This is a genomic window from Bradyrhizobium sp. ORS 86 (assembly GCF_045571475.1).
GTDB lineage: Bacteria > Pseudomonadota > Alphaproteobacteria > Rhizobiales > Xanthobacteraceae > Bradyrhizobium.
Window position 1 is genome coordinate 6756767 of record NZ_CP120699.1, and the last position, 18934, is coordinate 6775700.

General features: G+C 64.4%; 13 protein-coding genes and 1 tRNA gene. 8 read left to right on the top strand and 6 right to left on the bottom strand.

Annotation, left to right across the window (positions count from 1 at the left end):
* Positions 1 to 258: 258 nt before the first annotated feature.
* A complete protein-coding gene (locus tag P6U25_RS31120; protein ID WP_407148565.1) occupies positions 259 to 729 on the top strand; it encodes a hypothetical protein in 471 nt (156 codons plus the stop codon).
* Between the two features lie 1763 nt (positions 730 to 2492).
* Here the strand turns inward: P6U25_RS31120 and P6U25_RS31125 are convergent.
* Together P6U25_RS31125 and cpdR are read right to left on the bottom strand one after the other, a co-directional pair.
* Positions 2493 to 2567 (bottom strand) — tRNA-Val (locus P6U25_RS31125).
* A gap of 88 nt (positions 2568 to 2655) precedes the next feature.
* The gene (gene cpdR / locus P6U25_RS31130; RefSeq protein ID WP_280977984.1) at positions 2656 to 3015 is read right to left on the bottom strand and encodes a cell cycle two-component system response regulator CpdR; all 360 of its coding nucleotides are present in this window, start codon (positions 3013 to 3015) and stop codon (positions 2656 to 2658) included.
* Positions 3016 to 3317: 302 nt separating this feature from the next.
* On the opposite strand from cpdR, the gene P6U25_RS31135 reads away from it, so the two are divergent.
* Together P6U25_RS31135 and hisN are read left to right on the top strand one after the other, a co-directional pair.
* Positions 3318 to 4205 (top strand): N-formylglutamate amidohydrolase, encoded by an 888-nt coding sequence (locus P6U25_RS31135; RefSeq protein ID WP_407148566.1) that lies wholly within the window; start codon positions 3318 to 3320, stop codon positions 4203 to 4205.
* Between the two features lie 583 nt (positions 4206 to 4788).
* Positions 4789 to 5568: a histidinol-phosphatase gene (gene hisN / locus P6U25_RS31140; protein ID WP_407148567.1), complete on the top strand. Its 780-nt coding sequence runs from the start codon at positions 4789 to 4791 to the stop codon at positions 5566 to 5568.
* Positions 5569 to 5652: 84 nt separating this feature from the next.
* Here the strand turns inward: hisN and P6U25_RS31145 are convergent, their stop codons facing one another.
* Positions 5653 to 6546 carry a LysR family transcriptional regulator gene (locus tag P6U25_RS31145; RefSeq protein WP_407148568.1) on the bottom strand — a complete coding sequence of 298 codons (894 nt, stop codon included), beginning with the start codon at positions 6544 to 6546 and terminating at the stop codon, positions 5653 to 5655.
* Positions 6547 to 6637: 91 nt separating this feature from the next.
* On the opposite strand from P6U25_RS31145, the gene P6U25_RS31150 reads away from it, so the two are divergent.
* Positions 6638 to 7390 carry a sulfite exporter TauE/SafE family protein gene (locus P6U25_RS31150; RefSeq protein WP_407148569.1) on the top strand — a complete coding sequence of 251 codons (753 nt, stop codon included), beginning with the start codon at positions 6638 to 6640 and terminating at the stop codon, positions 7388 to 7390.
* 34 nt (positions 7391 to 7424) lie between these two features.
* Here P6U25_RS31150 and P6U25_RS31155 read toward each other — a convergent pair whose 3' ends face one another.
* Complete coding sequence (locus P6U25_RS31155) at positions 7425 to 8060, bottom strand: LysE family translocator (RefSeq protein ID WP_407148570.1); 636 nt, start codon at positions 8058 to 8060, stop codon at positions 7425 to 7427.
* 225 nt (positions 8061 to 8285) lie between these two features.
* Between P6U25_RS31155 and P6U25_RS31160 the strand changes: the two genes are divergently transcribed.
* Both P6U25_RS31160 and P6U25_RS31165 read left to right on the top strand, forming a co-directional pair.
* A complete protein-coding gene (locus P6U25_RS31160) occupies positions 8286 to 10085 on the top strand; it encodes an adenylate/guanylate cyclase domain-containing protein (RefSeq protein WP_407148571.1) in 1800 nt (599 codons plus the stop codon).
* A gap of 61 nt (positions 10086 to 10146) precedes the next feature.
* On the top strand, positions 10147 to 10806 hold the full coding sequence (locus P6U25_RS31165; protein WP_407148572.1) for a hypothetical protein: 660 nt from the start codon (positions 10147 to 10149) through the stop codon (positions 10804 to 10806).
* Positions 10807 to 10840: 34 nt separating this feature from the next.
* Here P6U25_RS31165 and P6U25_RS31170 read toward each other — a convergent pair whose 3' ends face one another.
* Positions 10841 to 11788: an alpha/beta hydrolase gene (locus tag P6U25_RS31170; protein ID WP_407148573.1), complete on the bottom strand. Its 948-nt coding sequence runs from the start codon at positions 11786 to 11788 to the stop codon at positions 10841 to 10843.
* Positions 11789 to 12004: 216 nt separating this feature from the next.
* Between P6U25_RS31170 and P6U25_RS31175 the strand changes: the two genes are divergently transcribed.
* Positions 12005 to 12481 carry an Hsp20 family protein gene (locus P6U25_RS31175; RefSeq protein WP_407148574.1) on the top strand — a complete coding sequence of 159 codons (477 nt, stop codon included), beginning with the start codon at positions 12005 to 12007 and terminating at the stop codon, positions 12479 to 12481.
* Positions 12482 to 12796: 315 nt separating this feature from the next.
* Here P6U25_RS31175 and P6U25_RS31180 read toward each other — a convergent pair whose 3' ends face one another.
* Complete coding sequence (locus P6U25_RS31180) at positions 12797 to 13573, bottom strand: hypothetical protein (protein WP_407148575.1); 777 nt, start codon at positions 13571 to 13573, stop codon at positions 12797 to 12799.
* A gap of 472 nt (positions 13574 to 14045) precedes the next feature.
* On the opposite strand from P6U25_RS31180, the gene gltB reads away from it, so the two are divergent.
* Complete coding sequence (gene gltB, locus P6U25_RS31185) at positions 14046 to 18797, top strand: glutamate synthase large subunit (RefSeq protein WP_407148576.1); 4752 nt, start codon at positions 14046 to 14048, stop codon at positions 18795 to 18797.
* Positions 18798 to 18934: the final 137 nt, after the last annotated feature.

An 18934-nucleotide genomic window follows, 5' to 3' on the forward strand; every position in this document is an offset into this window, starting at 1 on the left:
ATGCGGATCCTGCTCAATGCGCTCGCACCGATCATCCGACGCGGTCGACGGAGGTTCGGAACGGTTGCGTTCCGCTGCGCGCCGTTGTGCTCGCCAGCGGGTACATCGTCAGCGGGTAAGTAGGTACGCCGGTGCTCGCCGCGCAAGCGCGGTCTGACGAGTGCGCGTCCTGTCTCCTCTATCGATGCGCTGCGATTCGCAACCAATGCCATGCCGCCTCGTTGACGGGGTTGGGCAACCACGACTCAGGAGAAGCTTATGAAGAAGACAGCCCTTGTCCTTACAACAGTCGGCGGACTCGCCATAAGCACAATGGCAGCTCCGGCGCCCGCCGAAGCACGCGACGGGTGGGGGCCCGCGCTCGCAGGCGGACTGGTCGCCGGCGCGGTCGTCGGAGGGCTCGCCTCATCGGCCTATGGCTGGGGTCCCGGGTACGGCTATTACGGCTATGACGACTACGCGCCCGGATACTACGCACCCGCTTATTACGGCGGCTACGGTTACGGCGACTATGCGTACGACGATGTCGCGCCATATCGTTGGGGCGCAACCACCACGACATACTATTCCGGCGTGAGGCCGGCTTATTACGGCGGCTACGGCTATCGTCGGGCGTATTATGGCTCCGGCTATCGTTCGGCCGATTACGGCTACCGCTATCGTAACACGGTCAGACCGGCCTTCGCCTACTACCGGGGCAGCTACCCGGGCCGGTATCGTCACTGGTAAAATCGAACGAGAAGCCCGCGTGCATACGCGGGCTTCTCGCTTGAGGTTTTGGAATCGCGCTCTTCGCTCGTACGGGACGCTACGCTGGTGCCGCCGCAATGCTGCGTTCGGCGCCGATTGATCTTCGCTTGCCGGCACCCGCCAATCGTCTCCGCGCTCAACCACGCTCACCCCAAATGCGCCAGCGCCGGTCTCGGCGTCTGCTGTGAAGGACAGCCTCGCGCGCGCGGCGCGCTGGCCGCTCAGCAACGTTCCCCGGCGATGACAGTCGACACACTTGGCGAGGCCAGTGTCTGAGGGTGTGTGCCATCCACCACCACCGAGGAACGTTCAGCTTGAGACGAATTGGGTGAGACGGCAACGCGCGTTGCTGTTTTGGTTGTGCATCAATTGTGGTGCAATCGCGACGAAGATCGGCACTTGAAGATCGCGACTTGGGTGTGGGATTGGCACGATCTGCACTTCCATCGCACATGGGTTGTGCTTTGATAGAACGCTACCTCGTCGGATCGGCACGGCCCCACAGCCGCGATCCCGGTCAATCCGACAAGCGGCAAAGGCGGCCCCGGCGCATTTCCCCTTTCCACACGTCGGGGCCGCCACAAGCTTCGGACGGCTCTGAGATTATGAAGGGACCAACAGGCACCGATTGGATCATTGTCGCCGCAAATTGCTGGCTCGCATTGCTGGCGGTCGCAATCTTGCTGGTCGCATTACATCCGGAGGTGTAGGCCTGCCCGTCGACTTTTGGCAGGATTTACACTTGCGCCATTTACCGGCCGTGCTCTCCTGAACCACTACCTATCTGTTCCAACGGACTGATCATGGGTAGCAACTTCGGCCCCGACGACATCCTTTGTCGAACCTCCACGTCGGGGCCGTTTTTGTGACGTCCGCGCGGTGCGCCACGCGCGACGCTGCAAAAGTGTGAAGCGCTTTCCGAAAAGATCAGCTCGATTCTGCCGCTTGGTGCCTGGGCGCCATCGTCGAAAGCCGGATTACTGATTTGCCCGACGAGGCTGGGCAAGCCCTCTCGGTCGTCATGGCCCGCGCCGGCGGGCCATCCAGTACGCCGCGGCCTCGCCCTTCAAGCATCGGCGGCTCTGGAATACTGGATCACCCGCATGCGCGGGTGATGACACCGGAAGGCGTTTGACAGGTTGAACCCAGATCGCCCTCAAGAATCAGGTCACTGATTGGCCCGGTCGGCGCGAGCCCCTCTCAGTCGTCATGCCCGCGCAGGCGGACATCCAGTACGCCGCGGCCTCGCCCTTCAAGCATCGGCGACTCTGGAATACTGGATCACCCGCATGCGCGGGTGATGACACCGGAAGGCGTTTGACAGGTTGAACCCAGATCGCCCTCAAAACCGGATCACTGGTTTGCCCGGTCGGCGCGAGCCCCTCCAGTCGTCATGCCCGCGCAGGCGGGCATCCAGTAAGCCGCGGCCTCTCGGCTCAAGCACCGGTGTCTCTGGAATACTGGATCACCCGCACGCGCGGGTGATGACACCGGCAGGCTGTTTGACAGGTTGAACCCGGATTGCCCTCATCCGGCGTGGCTACGCCACGCGAAGCAACTGGTGGATCGGCAAATTGTGGCTTGCCAAGCCGAAGTTCGCGGCAGCAAGCCCGCCTGCGCCCGTTGGGCTTCGGCGCAACAGTCCGTCTTCGCTTTCACTGCGTTCAAGCTACGTCGGACACGCTTCGCCCTGACGGGCCTCCGGTGCGGCTGCGCCACGCGAAGCCCGTCAGGGCGAAGCGTGGTGGGTGCGACAGGGATCGAACCTGTGACCCCTACCATGTCAAGGTAGTGCTCTCCCGCTGAGCTACGCACCCCAAAGTCGTCTTCGTCGTCTTGGGTCGGGTCCCTATAACGGACCCCGGCGGGGCAGGCAAGGATACAAAATGCGGGATTTTGCTCGAATCAGGCCGCCAGCAACTTATTCACCTCGCTGACCAATTCCCGCAAGTGGACGGGCTTGGCCAGGACCTTGGCGTTTTTCGGCGCTTCCGAATCGGAATTCAGGGCCACCGCGGCAAAGCCGGTGATGAACATGATCTTGATGTCGGGGTCGAGTTCCGAGGCGCGGCGCGCCAGCTCGATGCCGTCCATCTCCGGCATCACGATGTCGGTGAGCAGCATCTCGAACGGCTCCTCGCGCAGCCGCTGATAGGCCGACAAGCCGTTGTCATGTGGCGAGACCTTGAATCCGGCGTTTTCCAGCGCCTTGACCAGGAAGCGGCGCATATCATTGTCGTCTTCGGCGAGAAGGATTTTCGGCATGGCGGGAAACGTCGAATCCGGCTGGAGGTTCAGTTCGAACACTAAGCCCGACAGACGGTAAATTTCGGGTGAAATTTGCGCCTGCCAGTCGGCGGAGACCGCATCCTATTTGTGGACCGATCCACGCATCGAATCAACCTGCTGCGGCATTTTCTGCGCTCAGACCCATTCCAGCACGCGCCACACTCTTTTCACTTGGCAGAATGATCGTGATTACGGACAATATGCGCCCAGAAATCTCCGCTTTTCCGGCAGAATCGATTTGGCTCGGAGAGGCGGACGCAAGGGACGGCGCCAAGGGAATGACCGAGTCTGCCGGCGAGTTGTCGCCCCCATTTGTGATCGTCGAGCCCGACGCTTGGCGTGCGCCGATCATCTTCAATTCCCCGCACTCCGGCTCGGTCTATCCAGCCGCGTTCCTGGAGGCCTCGCGCATCGATCTCGCGTCGCTGCGCCGCTCGGAAGATTCGTTCATGGACGAATTGATCGCGGGCTTGAGTGAACGCGGCTTCCCGACCGTGCGCGTCAATTTCCCGCGCTCGTATGTCGATGTGAACCGTGAACCCTATGAGCTCGACCCGCGCATGTTCACCGGGCGGCTGCCGAGCTTTGCCAATACGCGCTCGATGCGGGTGGCAGGCGGACTTGGCACCATCCCGCGCGTGGTCGGCGACGGCCAGGAGATCTACCGTGAGCGGCTCGACGTCGACGAGGCGCTGACCCGGATCGAGGTGCTCTACAAGCCCTATCACCGCGCGCTGCGCCGGCTGATCAACAAGGCCCATCAGGCGTTCGGCGCGGTGGTCGTGGTCGACTGCCATTCGATGCCGTCGATCGGGGTGTCGCGCGACGAGCCGCGCCGCCCGGACGTCGTGATCGGCGACCGCTACGGCACGAGTTGCGCACCGCTGCTGCCCGATCTCGTCGAGGAGATCATGAGCTCGCTCGGCTACTCGATCGGGCGCAACAAGCCCTATGCCGGCGGCTTCATCACCGAGCACTACGGCAACCCGGCGAGCGGGCTGCACACCGTCCAGATCGAGCTCAACCGCGCCGTCTATATGGATGAGCGACACCGCGAGCGCGGGCCGCGTTTCGCCCGGGTGGCGGCGGACTTCGCGACGCTCGCCGACGTGCTGGCCAATATCCCGTTTAGCGATCTCGGACCATTCCAGGCCGCCGCGGAGTAGGATGGTCTCGTCCTTTCCTCACTCCGGCTCGGCGAAGTCCTGAACCAGGAATCCATCGCCGGCGGCTGCCTCCCGCAAAATGAATCTTCTCCGTGCTGGCGTGGGATCACCGGAATAGGTGCCGGCAAAGAAAAAAGGGCCGCTTGAATGAACAAGCGGCCCAAGTCTAGGGAGGAAACGCCCAAGGAGGGCAGCGATAGCGCGAAGCGCTACCGCACCGCAACAATATGCGGCCGCGCTGCACAAAACGCAAGACTTTTCGAAACATTTCCTGCGCTATCCAGCGGAGGATGGCGAATATGCAACAGCCATCACCGAGAACATTTAGCTATTACAAATCAATAGTTTGCGAAAGATCGATCTTTCTGTTCAGCGTTGTGCGCATAGCTTGTATACCAGAACTCGCAACTTCGTGATCGGCGCCCGGGCCGGAAAGCTTTCGAAAGCGAAGCCGATTCGAAAGTCCGAAACCGCCATCAGGATGGGAATAACGTTCCGTTAATCGTGCGCGCCACGCTGGATTGAGCTAGGCAAGACCATCAGCGATTTCCACCCGCGCCGTGCGCTTTGCCAAGGACCTGCCGTGACGGTCATCGACTTTACAGCCTTCATCGGGCGCCTCGCGACCGCATCCGGCGAAACCATCCTGCCGTTCTTCCGGACGTCGCTCTCGATCGACAACAAGAGCGCCAGCGATTTTGATCCTGTCACCGAAGCCGACCGCGCCGCGGAGGCCGTGATGCGGCGGCTGATCAAGTCCAATTTCCCCCAGCATGGCATTGTCGGCGAGGAATTCGGCAATGAGCGCGAGGACGCCGATTATGTCTGGGTGCTCGACCCGATCGACGGCACCAAATCCTTCATCGCGGGCTTTCCGATCTGGGGCACGCTGATCGCTCTGCTGCACAAAGGTACGCCGGTGTTCGGCATGATGCACCAGCCCTATATCGGCGAGCGCTTCTCTGGCGACAACGGCTCGGCGCACTATTCCGGCCCGTCAGGCGAGCGAAGGCTCTCGGTGCGGCGCTGCGCCTCGCTGAAGGAGGCGACCGCCTACACCACGAGCCCGCTGCTGATGAACGAGGCCGACCGTGCCCGCTTCGGCCGCATCGAAGCGGTGGCGCGGCTGACGCGGTATGGCGGCGACTGCTACTCCTATTGCATGCTCGCTGCCGGCCATCTCGACCTCGTGGTCGAGACCGAGCTGAAGCCCTACGACATCGCCGGACTAATCCCGATCGTCACCGGCGCCGGCGGCATCGTCACCACCTGGGAAGGCAAGCCCGCGCAGGCCGGCGGCCGCATCATCGCCGCCGGCGACCCGCGCGTGCACGAAGCGGCGATGAAGGTGCTCAACGCCTGAGGTCTTCAGTTGCGACGCTGAACACGTCCATCATCTTGAGCTGCGCCGTCCCCACACCTTGAGCATCGCGATCTCCCCGCTCGGTCAACGCTGCACTTCGGCCCGCAGATAGTCCACGAGCTGCTTGGCGGGTCGCGGCAACGCCCTGAAGCTGCGCGCGCAGATCGTCAGCCGGCGGTTGGCCCAGGCGTCGCGAATCCGGATGGTGACGATCGGCATCGCCGCCGCGCAGCGCCGCGCGGCGGTTTCCGGAACCACGGCGACGCCGACGTCGGCGGCCACCATCTGGCAGATGGCGTCGAAATCGCGCAGCCGGGCGCGGAAGCGCAGCCGTGCGCCGAGCTTCGCGGCATGCTTGGACACGTGCAATTGCAGGGCGGTCGTTGCCGTCAGGCCGACGAAGTCGCGATCGACCACCTCGTGGAAATCGATCTGGCGGCGGTTGCCGAGATCGCTGCGCCGCGCGGCCACCAGCATTAGCCGGTCCTCGCTGAACAAAAAGCGCTCGACGCTGTCGGGCAGGGCATGTTCGGCGGCAAAGCCGAGATCGGCGGCGCCGCTCGCGATCGCGGTCGCGATATCGGTGCTCTCGCGCTCCTCGACATCGACATTGATGTCGGGATGTTCGTGCAGGAAGTGGGCCAGCGCCCGCGGCAGATGCTCCGACAGCCCCGAGGTGTTGGCGAGCAGCAGCACGCTGGCACGGATACCGCTGGCATAGGCGGCGAGATCACCCTGCAACGCCTCGACATTGTGAATCACGATGCGGGCATGGTCGAGCAGGCTCTCGCCGGCCGCGGTCAGCTCGACGCCGCGGCGGCCGCGCTTGAGCAGCGCGACACCCAACGCTTGCTCCAGGCCCTTGATCCGTTCGCTGGCCGAGGCCAGCGCAAGGTTGGCCCGCGTCGCGCCCTGCGTGATGCTGCGCGCATCGGCCACGGCGATGAACAATTGCAAGTCGATCAGGTCGAAGCGCATGACGTTTCCCGCCCCGTCCTTCGGGCTATCCGAAGGCTAACTCCGTAACCTCCAGATTGTGCCGATCGGTCCCGTCGGTCAATGTCCCGCCATGCTCGACCATCTCCTGATCTTCATCGCCTTCGCCTTCCTGCTCGCGGGCTTCGTCAAGGGCACGCTCGGCCTCGGCCTGCCGACGGTTGCGATGGGGCTGCTCGCGGTGACGATGCCGCCGGGCCAGGCGATCGCGATCGTGATCGTGCCGGCGATCGTCACCAACATCTGGCAGACCTTTGTCGGTCCCTATCTCCGCGACATCCTCAAGCGGCTGTGGCCGCTGATGGTCGGCACGGTGGTCGGCATCTGGCTCAATGCCGGGCTCCTCACCGGACCTTATGCGGCCTATGGCACGGTCATCCTCGGATTGCTGCTGGTGATCTACGCGATCGTCGGCCTGAGCAAGTTCCGCTTCAAGGTTGCGCGGCGTGACGAGAAATGGATCGGCGGCATTGTCGGCGTCATGACCGGATTGATCTCGGCCGCAACGGGCGTCCAGGTCATTCCCTCGATGCCGTTCATGCAGGCGATCGGGATGGAGAGAGACGAGTTGGTGCAGGCGCTCGGCGTCTTTTTCACCACCGCAACTGTTGCGTTGGCCTTCAACCTCACCGCCGCGGGCCTGTTGACCGCGGCCACTGCACTGCCCGGCGCGGTCGCCATGGCCGCATCCTTTGTCGGGATGTTCATCGGCCAGGCCGTCCGCTCCCGGATGGAGCCGGACGTATTCCGCCGCTGGTTCCTGATCTCGATGATCCTGCTCGGCATCTATCTCGCCGGCAGCGCGCTGCTGAAGCTGCACGGCTAGCCGCGCCTTCTCTTCGGACGAGCCGAACGCCGTGCTAGCGCGCTTCCAGCATGGCGACGCGAAAGCCCAGATAGATGAAGAGGCCGCCGAGCGAACGGTTGATCCAGGCAATGACGCCAGCGGATTGCCGGATACGACCGGCGGCTCGCGATGCAAACGCCGCGACGCCGAGGCACCACAGCGTGCCGTTGACGATGAAGATCAGCCCCAGCACCAGGAAGGCGAGCGGCTTGTGCTGCGAGTCCGCCGCCACGAATTGCGGCAGGAAGGCCAGGAAGAACAGCGCCACCTTGGGGTTGAGAATGTTGGTCAGCGCTCCCTGCCAGAACACCCGGGAGATCGAGGTCTCGCCGCCCGGCGCCGTGATCTCCGCGATCGGCTTCACGCGGGACAGCAGCATTTGCAGGCCGGTCAGCACCAGATAGGCCGCACCGACCAGCTTCACGACCAGGAACGCGGCCGAGGACGCCATCAGCAGCGCCGATAATCCGATCGCCGCGCCCAGCACGTGAACCAGGCAGCCGCAACTAATGCCGATCGCGGCAGCGGCCCCGCCGCGCCATCCGAGCTGGATGCTACGGCCGATAATGTAGGCGGTATCCGGCCCCGGGGTGATGTTGAGCACCAGGCCGGAGAAAATAAACAGCCAGAGTTCGTGAATTCCGAGCATCTCAGCGACACTAACCTATGGCGGTAAGAAAGCGGAAAGGATCGCGCCATCCGAACGACACATGAATCCGGTAGAGAACTGGACCGTCGTGTCCGTTCGGAGCATGCCATTTCTGCTACAATGCATTATAGCTGCCTGTAAACCGAACTTCCGCCAGGCCCGGCATGTCTTGTAAGTATTGGATTCGGTCACGTCGGCTGAGTGGCCATCCAGGGCACAGGAGACATGGAGAGACGGCTCGCTGCCATTCTTTGCGCTGATATCGCCGGTTATTCCCGCATGATGGGTGCCGACGAGGCGGGCACGCACGCCTCGTTCAAGGCCCATCGCAGCGCGATCTATCCCATCATCCTCAACCATGGCGGCCGGATCGTCAAAAATACGGGCGACGGCTTCCTGCTGGAATTTCCGAGCATCATTGGCGCCATCGAGGCCGCGGTCACGATGCAGACCCTGATGGCCGAACGCAACGAGCACCTGCCGGCCGATCGCGCCATGCATTTCCGGATGGGCGTCCATATGGGCGACGTCATGGCCGACGAGGACGAAGTGTTCGGCGACGACGTCAACATCGCTGTCCGCCTCGAGACGGTCGCGGCCCCCGGCGGCATCGCGGTGTCGGAGAAGGCCCGCACCGAGGCGGGGCGGCGGCTTGCCGTCACCCTGATCGACGCCGGCCCGCACCGCTTCAAGAACATCGTCGAGCCGATCAATGTCTGGACCTGGTCGCCGGCCGGATCGGACGTCCAGGAGATGCGCCCGCAGGAGGGACCGCACCTGCCGGGCCAGTACCGGACCGCGATCGTCGGCGTGCTGCCATTCGACAATCTCAGCGGCAGCGCCGACGAATATTTCTCCGACGGCCTGACCGAGGATCTGATCCACGCGCTGTCGCTGCAATCCTTCTATCGCGTGCTGAGCCGGAACTCGACCTTCGCCTACAAGGGCAAGAACGTCAGCACCCGCCTGATCGCGCGCGAGATCGACGCGACCTATCTGATCCAGGGCTCGGTGCGGCGCGCCGGCAACAAGATCCGCGTCACCGCCGAATTGATCGCGCCAGAGAAGGGCGAGCAGCTATGGACCGGGCGCTACGACCGCGACATGGGCGACCTGTTCGCGATGCAGGACGAGATCACGGCCAACCTCTCCGCCGCGGTCGCCCAGGAAATCTATCGCGCCGAAGCCTCCGCGCCGGCACGCTCGCCGAATTCGGAGTTGACGGCGTGGGATCGCTTCCTCAAGGGCCTGTCGCACTACTACCAGCAGACCAAGGATGATTTCGAAACCGCAATCGCCCTGTTCAGGGAAGCGATCGAGCTCGATCCCGGCCTTTCGATCGCGCGCGCCTATCTCGCGCTGATCCAGATCCAGGGCGTCCAGTTCGGCTGGATTCAAAGCACGCGCGAGCTGTGGGCATCATCGGTCAGCCTGGCCGAGAGCAGCGTCCGGCTCGACCCGCGTTCGTCGTTTGCGTTTTCGCTGCTGGCCTATCTGCACGCGATGCAGGGCCATTACGAAGCTGCGATGGACGCGATCAAGCGGGCAATCGAGCTCAATCCCTACGACATGGGCGCGCGCGGCGTGCTCGGGATCTGCCACATGGTGATCGGCGACCATCGCAGGGCGGTCGAGTTGTTTTCGGCGGCGGTCCAGCGCGGCAACAGCGACCCGCGCTATCAATGGGCGGCGCTGAACGCGTTCAGTCATTATCTGCTCGGGCAATATGACGCATCGCTGTCGTGGTCGCGCGAGGCGCTCTATCTCAACCCGAACCACCTGCAGGGGCTCGCGATACGCGCCGCAGCGCTGGCTCAACTCGGACGTTCGAGCGAGGCCAAAGAGGCCGCCCAGGCGTTGCTGGGCAATTATCCGAAGCTGACGGTCGAACGGCACTTGCGCAATTTCCACTGGAAGAACCCGGCGGATATCGCCCATTATCGCGAGGGGCTCTTGAAAGCCGGCGTGCCCTTCGGCAAGCTCGCCTTGGTTGCATCTGCGTCAAAATTCGCCGCAGATTCCTGAGCCAATTCATCGCTTGGCAACTGGTGGTTTTTGGACTGAAGACGTTTCAGGATGTGGTTTCATGCCCGATCTGGCCGCGCGCGAGGCGCCCGCCCCGCAGGTTTCACCCGATAATCCCTGCCCGTTTCTGCGCGCGCTGGTCGCCGGCAACCATGTCGGCGGCCATGTCGTGCCGCTGCCCGAGTTGACCCGGACGATCGATCGCACCACCGGCAAGACCGGCCTGCCGGCGCTGATCGCGGGTGTGCAGATCTTCCTGGTCGCGCAGATCGCAAACGGACTCGGTCCGTTCAGCCAACTGCGCAGCCTGATCAAGGGCGCCATCCTCGACGAGCTGCGCAACGGCCCGCTCGACAAGCACGGCGCCGGCTCGCGCATCCTCGACCAGCATGCCGTGGTGCATGAGGACGAGATCACGCGCCTCGCCACGTTCGGCAAGGACTACAAGAGCCCCGACGGAAGCGTCGAACGCGGGCTGTCGGCGTCCGACATCAAGGCTTTCATGGCCGCCAATTTCCAGCGCGCCAAGGATGAGCATTCCCGGTTCTACGCAATCCGGCGCTGCTATTACCCGCTGCTGATGCTCGGCGAGTGGCCGGTGCTGCTCGACATCATGGGCAAGGGTGAAGGCCGTGATCGCTATCTCAGCGTCGCCGAGGTCAGGACGTTGTTTGTCGAGCGCCGCTTTCCTGACCGGATCGTCGCGCTGCTCAATCGCTGAGCCGTCGACTTCGCAAGATCGATCTTCTGGCCGCTCACTTGAACAGCGGCGTGCCCGGCACGAAGGCGTCGAACGCCGCCCAGAATTGCGCGCGGTAGCGATCCTGCTCCTGCAGGATCTCGTGCTTGCAGCCGGCGATCACGAGATGCGAGCCGGCGCGCAGATGATAGGCGAACTCCTCGATCGCCGGCGTCGACACCACCTCGTCATTGCTCGCCGCGATCATCAGGATCGGCTGGCGGATGTCCGACGGATAGGACAGGCCGCGGAAGGTGCGCATTGCGGTGAATGCGGTGTCGGCCCAGGCGACCGTCGGCGCCGCGATGCCGAGCGTCGCGTCTTCCTCCAGGATCGCTGCGTTGCGGGCGTAGCGCACGGGATCGCTGGTCAGGGGATTGCCGGCGAACTCGGACAGGCCGACGAGCTTGTCGCTGCCGCCCGGAACATAATTGCCGCCCTGCCCGGTCCATCGCATCAGCCGCAACAGCGCGCTCGGGAAGAAGGACACGCGGCGGCCCGGCAGATCGATCATTGGAGCCGAGAGCACCATGCGGTCGAACCAGCGCTTGCCCGCATGCGCGAGCCGCAACATCACCGCTCCGCCCATCGAATGCGCCAGCGCGAAATAGGGCGGCGGACAATCCGGCAACACCACCTGCTGCACGAAAGCCTCGACGTCGATCTCGTAGTCGGCGAAATCGCGCACATAGCCCTTGCGCCGATCGCGCAGCCGCCGCGACGAGTGGCCCTGCCCACGCCAGTCGATCATCGCCACCGCAAAACCGCGGTCGCGCAAGTCGCGCACGGTTTCGAAATACTTTTCGATCATCTCGCCGCGCCCGGTAAACACGCAGACAGTGCCCTTGCGGCCGGGCGGCGGCGCCCAGCGCGCGAAGCGCAACTCCGCTCCGTCCGGGGTCTTGATCATGCCGCTGACGACGTCTTCCGGAACCGGATTGGCGGGAATCGAGACCAGTGTCATGCAGGGAACCGGCAAGGTGGAGAGGCGGGGATCAAACGCGCGGGCGCCAAAAAGCGACGCGCTTTCCGCCTCTTGAATGCGACATAGCCCCTCCCATATCACTCAAGTGCAGGCCGCTACCAGTGTTTCGGAACCGGAACATCAGGCTGCACACATCTAAGCCCGGCCCGATGGCGGGCGGGTAACCGAAGCAGTCGCTCAATGGAGGACTACCCTATGCGTAGCTATGATCTCACCCCGTTCTATCGTTCCACCGTCGGCTTCGACCGCCTCTTCAACCTGCTCGACCAGGTAACCTCGGACGGCAGCCCCGGCTATCCCCCCTACAACATCGAGCGCACCGGCGAGAACGCTTACCGGATCAGCGTTGCGGTCTCCGGCTTCTCGCAGGCCGAGCTTTCGATCGTCGCGAAGGAAAACACGCTGACGATCAAGGGCGAGAAAACCGCCAACGAGAACTCCGGCAACAGCTCGGAAGTGCTCTACCGCGGCATCGCCTCGCGCGCCTTCGAGCGCATCTTCCAGCTTGCCGACTTCGTGCAGGTGAAGAACGCTTCGCTCGAGAACGGCCTGCTCCACGTCGATCTCGTCCGCGAGATCCCCGAGGCCAAGAAGCCCCGCAGCATTCCGATCGGCGGCGGCGAGAAGGCCCCGCAGGTCGTCGACGGCTCGGCTGACAAGGTCGCTGCCTAATCAACCTCCAGCGTCGGCAGATATTGGCCGCACGCGAAAACGCCCCGGGACACCGGGGCGTTTTTTGTTGGCTCCATCCGGAGTACGCACGCTCTCTTCTCCTTCCCCCCGAAAGGGAGAAGGTCGGGATGGGGGTCAGCCGCACGCGACGCTGGTCATGGAGAGAGTTGATCCCCACCCGCTTTGCTCTGGCGAGCAAAGCGACCTCCCCTTTTCAAGGGGAGGTGAGGACGCTGCCGGATTTCGCTTCCACGATCTCGTCAGCCCACAATATAGTTCTTGCCCAGTCTCTCCGCTCCATCCGGGCTTCGCATTCTATTCAAATCCTTGCACCTTCGGCATCTCCTGCGTCGGCAAGATCGCGGGCGCGGCCGCCGCTGCGGGAGGGGCTGACTGGCCGATCGTCGGTGCCGCAGCCTGCGCAGGCGCAGCCTCGGGTGCAGCAGCCCGGGCTTCCGCGGGCTTTGGCGCGGCGGCAACAGCCTGAGGGGCCGGCGCGGGTGCCGCCGCCTGCGGAGGAGCAGATGGCGCAACGGCAGCCTGGGCCGGAGCTGGCGCCGGCGCGGGCTTGGCTGCGAGCGGGCTCCGCTTCGGCACCGCGCGGCGCGCAACATGCGGGATCGGTAGCGGCGGCCGCGGCACCCGGGCCTGGATCGGGCGCAGCATCGGGCCGATCGGCCCGTAGGCCGCGGTCGGCTCGTTGTCGTAATCGTCGTCCACCCGGTCGGCCGGCGTGAAGCTGACGATCCGGCCGTTGCGGGCATCGATCACCAGCCGCCCGTCCGCGCCGTCGCGGTCGATCACCGAGATGGTGTAGACGAAGCCGCGCTGCCGCGGAGCGCCGAGCGGCAGGTACCCGTTCTCGCGCAGCACCGTGTAGACCTCCATCGGCGGGAGCAGGGTCGGAACCCGGCCATAGCGGGGCGGCGGCGGGATGTCCGGCGGCGGCACGGCAGCATAGGGCCCGTCCAGATCGGAGACCCTGACCAGGGACGGACTGCCGAACCGAGCGGGGGTCAGCAACTGCGCCTGCGCCGACGCGGCGCTGAGCGCCAGACCGGCTGCCGCAATCCAACCTGTGTACAACTTCATCGCCGTAGCTCCTGTCTGCCCCCGCCTATGGAGCGTTCGCGCTCTCTTGCCGGTTGCCCTGCCCGAAATTTCATGATGAATTCCGGCGGTCCTTGGTCGGTCCCTGGGCCACATCACGGCGCGTTTGCTTCAAATCAGGGGCGGTTCGCGCCTGCCGAGACGTCCGATTCGAGCATGCGGGCGAGGACTTTCGCGCGCTTGTGTGATAGACAAAAATTTGGCAAGGTCGGAGTTAGGACAGCAAAGCTGTCTCAATTTCGGGGCCATCCCGGCATAGGGATTGCTACGGAACCTCGGTGCCCCGGGCTCCGAGAATGCTGCAGGCAGGGCCGTTCCTCAGGGACGTTGAACGCCCCTCGCCTGAATTAAAGAAATTGCGGCTCGCGGCGGACGAGCGGTGGCCCCGGTGGGTGCCGCAACGCCCAAGGTGCGCCAATGACAGTGAGGCCCCTTTACGAAAGGGAGAGGACACATGAGCGGGTCGGAATTCGAGCGCGAAACCATCGTGGCAGGAACGCTGTCGGCGACCGCGGACTCGAAAGCCGCCGGGCCTGCCCGTGAACTCCACCCGCTTGAGCTCCATACCTGGCGCCCGAAAGCCGAAGGCCTGTTCGACCCGAGCCTGGAAAAGGACTCCTGCGGCGTCGGCTTCATCGCCAACATCAAGGGCCAGAAGTCGCACCAGATCGTCTCCGACGCGCTGAGCATCCTCTGCAATCTCGAGCACCGCGGCGCCGTCGGCGCCGACCCGCGCGCCGGTGATGGCGCCGGCATTCTGGTGCAGATCGCGCACGCTTTCTTCGCACGCAAGGCCGCCGAGCTCGGCTTCAAGCTGCCGAAGCCCGGTGATTACGCCATCGGCGCGCTGTTCATGCCGCGCGATTCGGCGTGGCGCAACGTGATCAAGAGCATCATCGCCGACGAGATCAAGAACGAGGGCTTCAAGCTGCTCGGCTGGCGCGACGTGCCATCAGACAATTCCTCGCTCGGCGTCACCGTGAAGCCGACCGAACCCTACCACATGCAGGTCTTCATCGGCCGCAACGGCGCCGCGAGCAGCGACGACGACTTCGAGCGCCGGCTCTACATCCTGCGCAAGTCGATCTCGCAGGCGATCTACCAGCGCCGCGACCGCGGCATGTCCGGCTACTACGTGTGCTCGATGTCGTGCCGCACCGTGATCTACAAGGGCATGTTCCTCGCCGACCAGCTCGGCAAGTACTATCCCGATCTGCACGAGGCGGACTTCGAGAGCGCGCTCGCGCTGGTGCATCAGCGCTTCTCGACCAACACCTTCCCGACCTGGTCGCTGGCGCATCCCTACCGGATGATCGCCCATAACGGCGAGATCAATACGCTGCGCGGCAACGTCAACTGGATGGCGGCGCGCCAGGCCTCCGTGCATTCGGAGCTCTACGGCAAGGATATCAGCCGTCTGTGGCCGATCTCCTACGAAGGCCAGAGCGACACCGCCTGCTTCGACAACGCGCTCGAATTCCTCGTGCAGGGCGGCTACTCGCTGCCGCACGCGGTGATGATGATGATTCCGGAAGCGTGGGCCGGCAATCCCCTGATGGATGAGCAGCGCCGCGCCTTCTACGAATATCACGCCGCGCTGATGGAGCCGTGGGACGGTCCGGCCGCGATCGCCTTCACCGACGGCCGCAAGATCGGCGCCACGCTCGACCGCAACGGCCTGCGCCCGGCGCGCTATCTCGTGACCAAGGACGACCGCATCGTGATGGCGTCCGAGATGGGCGTGCTGACCATTCCGGAGGAGCAGATCGTCACCAAGTGGCGGCTGCAACCCGGCAAGATGCTGCTTGTCGACCTCGAGCAGGGCCGCCTGATTCCAGACGACGAGATCAAGGCCGACCTCGCCAAGAGCCACCCCTACAGCGACTGGCTGCAGCGCACCCAGATGCAGCTCGAGGAGCTGCCGGATGCGCGGACCAAGGGCGTGCGCTCGAACCTGCCATTGCTCGATCGGCAGCAGGCGTTCGGCTACAGCCAGGAGGACATCACCATCCTGATGACGCCGATGGCGGCCATCGGCGAGGAAGCCGCCGGCTCGATGGGCAACGACACGCCGATCTCGGCGCTGTCTGATCGGCCGAAGCAGCTCTTCACCTATTTCAAGCAGAACTTCGCGCAGGTCACCAACCCGCCGATCGATCCGATCCGCGAGGAGCTGGTGATGAGTCTTGTCTCGATCATCGGGCCGCGGCCGAACCTGTTCGACCTGCAAGGACTGGCCTCGACCAAGCGCCTCGAAGTGCGCCAGCCGATCCTCACCGACGCCGACCTCGAGAAGATCCGTTCGATCTCCGACGTCGCCGAGACCCACTTCAAGTCGCGCACGCTCGACACCACCTTCCACGCCGGCTTCGGCGCGGCGGGCATGGAGCAGGTGCTCGACGAGCTCTGTGCGCGCGCCGAGGGCGCGGTGCGCGAGGGCATCAACATCATCATCCTGTCCGACCGCATGACCGGCACCGACCGGATTCCGATCCCGTCGCTGCTCGCCTGCGCCGCCGTGCATCATCATCTGATCCGCACGGGCTTGCGCACCTCGGTCGGCCTCGTGGTCGAATCCGGCGAGCCGCGTGAGGTGCATCACTTTGCCTGTCTCGCAGGCTACGGCGCCGAGGCGATCAATCCCTATCTCGCGTTCGAAACCATCCTCGCGATGAAGGACAAGCTGCCCGGCGGCCTCGACGACTATGAGATCGTCAAGCGCTACATCAAGTCGATCGGCAAGGGCCTGCTCAAGGTGATGTCCAAGATGGGCATCTCGACCTACCAGTCCTATTGCGGCGCGCAGATCTTCGACGCAGTCGGCCTGAAGGCCGATTTCGTCGCCAAGTACTTTGCCGGCACCCACACCCGTATCGAAGGCGTTGGCCTCGCCGAGATCGCCGAGGAGACGGTGCGGCGTCACACCGACGCGTTCGGTGACGCACAAGTCTACAAGAACGCGCTCGACGTCGGCGGCGAATATGCCTTCCGCACCCGTGGCGAGGACCACGCCTGGACCGCGGAATCGGTCTCGACGCTGCAGCATGCCGTCCGCGGCAACTCGCAGGAGCGCTATCGGGCATTTGCCAAGATCCTCAACGAGCAGTCCGAGCGGCTGTTGACGTTGCGCGGCCTGTTCCGGATCAAGACCGCCGAGGACGACAAGCGCAAGCCGATCAAGCTCGACGAGGTCGAACCGGCCAAGGAGATCGTCAAGCGCTTCTCGACCGGTGCGATGTCGTTCGGCTCGATCTCGCGCGAGGCGCACACCACGCTCGCGATCGCCATGAACCGGATCGGCGGCAAGTCGAACACCGGCGAAGGCGGCGAGGAAGCCGATCGCTTCAAGCCGCTGCCGAACGGCGATTCGATGCGCTCGGCGATCAAGCAGGTCGCCTCGGGCCGGTTCGGCGTGACCACGGAGTATCTCGTCAACTCCGACATGATGCAGATCAAGATGGCGCAGGGCGCCAAGCCCGGCGAAGGCGGCCAGTTGCCCGGCCACAAGGTCGACGCGACGATCGCCAAGGTCCGGCATTCGACGCCGGGCGTCGGCCTGATCTCGCCGCCGCCACATCACGACATCTACTCGATCGAGGATCTCGCCCAACTGATCTACGACCTCAAGAACGTCAATCCGGACGGTCAGGTCTCGGTCAAGCTCGTCTCCGAGGTCGGCGTCGGCACGGTTGCCGCCGGCGTCGCCAAGGCGCGCGCCGACCATGTCACCATCGCGGGCTTCGAGGGCGGCACCGGTGCCTCCCCGCTGACCTCGATCAAGCATGCCGGCTCGCCGTGGGAAATCGGTCTCGCCGAAACCCACCAGACGCTGGTGCGCCAGCGGCTGCGCAGCCGCATCGCGGTGCAGGTCGACGGCGGCTTCCGTACCGGCCGTGACGTCGTGATCGGCGCGCTGCTCGGCGCCGACGAGTTCGGCTTCGCCACCGCGCCGCTGATCGCGGCGGGCTGCATCATGATGCGCAAGTGCCATCTCAACACCTGCCCGGTCGGCGTCGCGACCCAGGATCCTGTGCTGCGCAAGCGCTTCACCGGCCAGCCCGAGCACGTCATCAACTACTTCTTCTTCGTCGCCGAGGAAGTGCGCGAGATCATGGCGCAGCTCGGCTACCGGAAGTTCGATGAGATGGTCGGCCAGGTCCAGATGCTGGACCAGACCGCGTTGGTCTCGCACTGGAAGGCCAAGGGCCTCGACTTCTCCAAGCTGTTCGTGCGGCAACCGGAGGAGAAGGGTCAGACCATCTATCACTCGGAAGCACAGAACCATCATCTGGAGGCCGTGCTCGACCGCCGGCTGATCGAGAAGGCGCAGGCCGCGCTCGATCGCGGCGCGCCGGTCAGGATCGAGGAAGAGATCCACAACACCGACCGTTCCGCCGGCGCGATGCTGTCGGGCGCGGTGGCCAAGATCTACGGCCACGAGGGGCTGCCGCTCGACACCATCCATGTCGACCTAAAGGGCACGGCGGGACAGGCGTTCGGCGCTTGGCTCGCCAAGGGCGTCACCTTCGAGCTCGAGGGTGAAGGCAACGACTATGTCGGCAAGGGCCTCTCCGGCGGCCGCATCATCATCAAGCCGCCGAAGGTCTCCGGCATCGTTCCCGAAGAGTCGATCATCGTCGGCAACACCGTGATGTACGGCGCGATCGCGGGCGAGTGCTACTTCCGCGGCATCGCCGGCGAGCGCTTCGCGGTGCGCAACTCCGGCGCGGTCGCGGTCGTCGAAGGCTCAGGCGACCATTGCTGCGAATACATGACCGGCGGTATCGTGGTCGTGCTCGGCAAGACCGGACGCAACTTCGCGGCCGGCATGTCCGGCGGTATCGCCTATGTGCTGGACGAGGCCGGCGACTTCGCCAAGCTCTGCAATCTCGCGATGGTCGAGCTCGAGCCGGTGCTGTCGGAGGAGATGATCAATGCCGGCACCTACCATCACTCCGGCGATCTCGAGGCGCATGGCCGGGTCGATGTGTTCCAGAACCTGCTCGACTCCGACGTCGAGCGGCTGCACGTCCTGATCACGCGCCACGCCAAGCTGACCGGCTCGAAGAAGGCCGCCGAGATCCTCGCGAACTGGACGACGTGGCTGCCGAAATTCCGCAAGGTGATGCCGGTGGAGTACCGCCGCGCGCTGAAGGAAATGAAGGCGAACGCCGACGCCGAGCCGAAAATCGCGATCGGAGCGTAAGCCTTGGAGACCCTCATGGTGAGGAGGCGCGAAGCGCCGTCTCGAACCATGAGGCCGCGACACGGGCCTCCATCCTTCGAGACGCGGCGCACGCGCCGCTCCTCAGGATGAGGGTCGAGGAGAACAGACACATGATG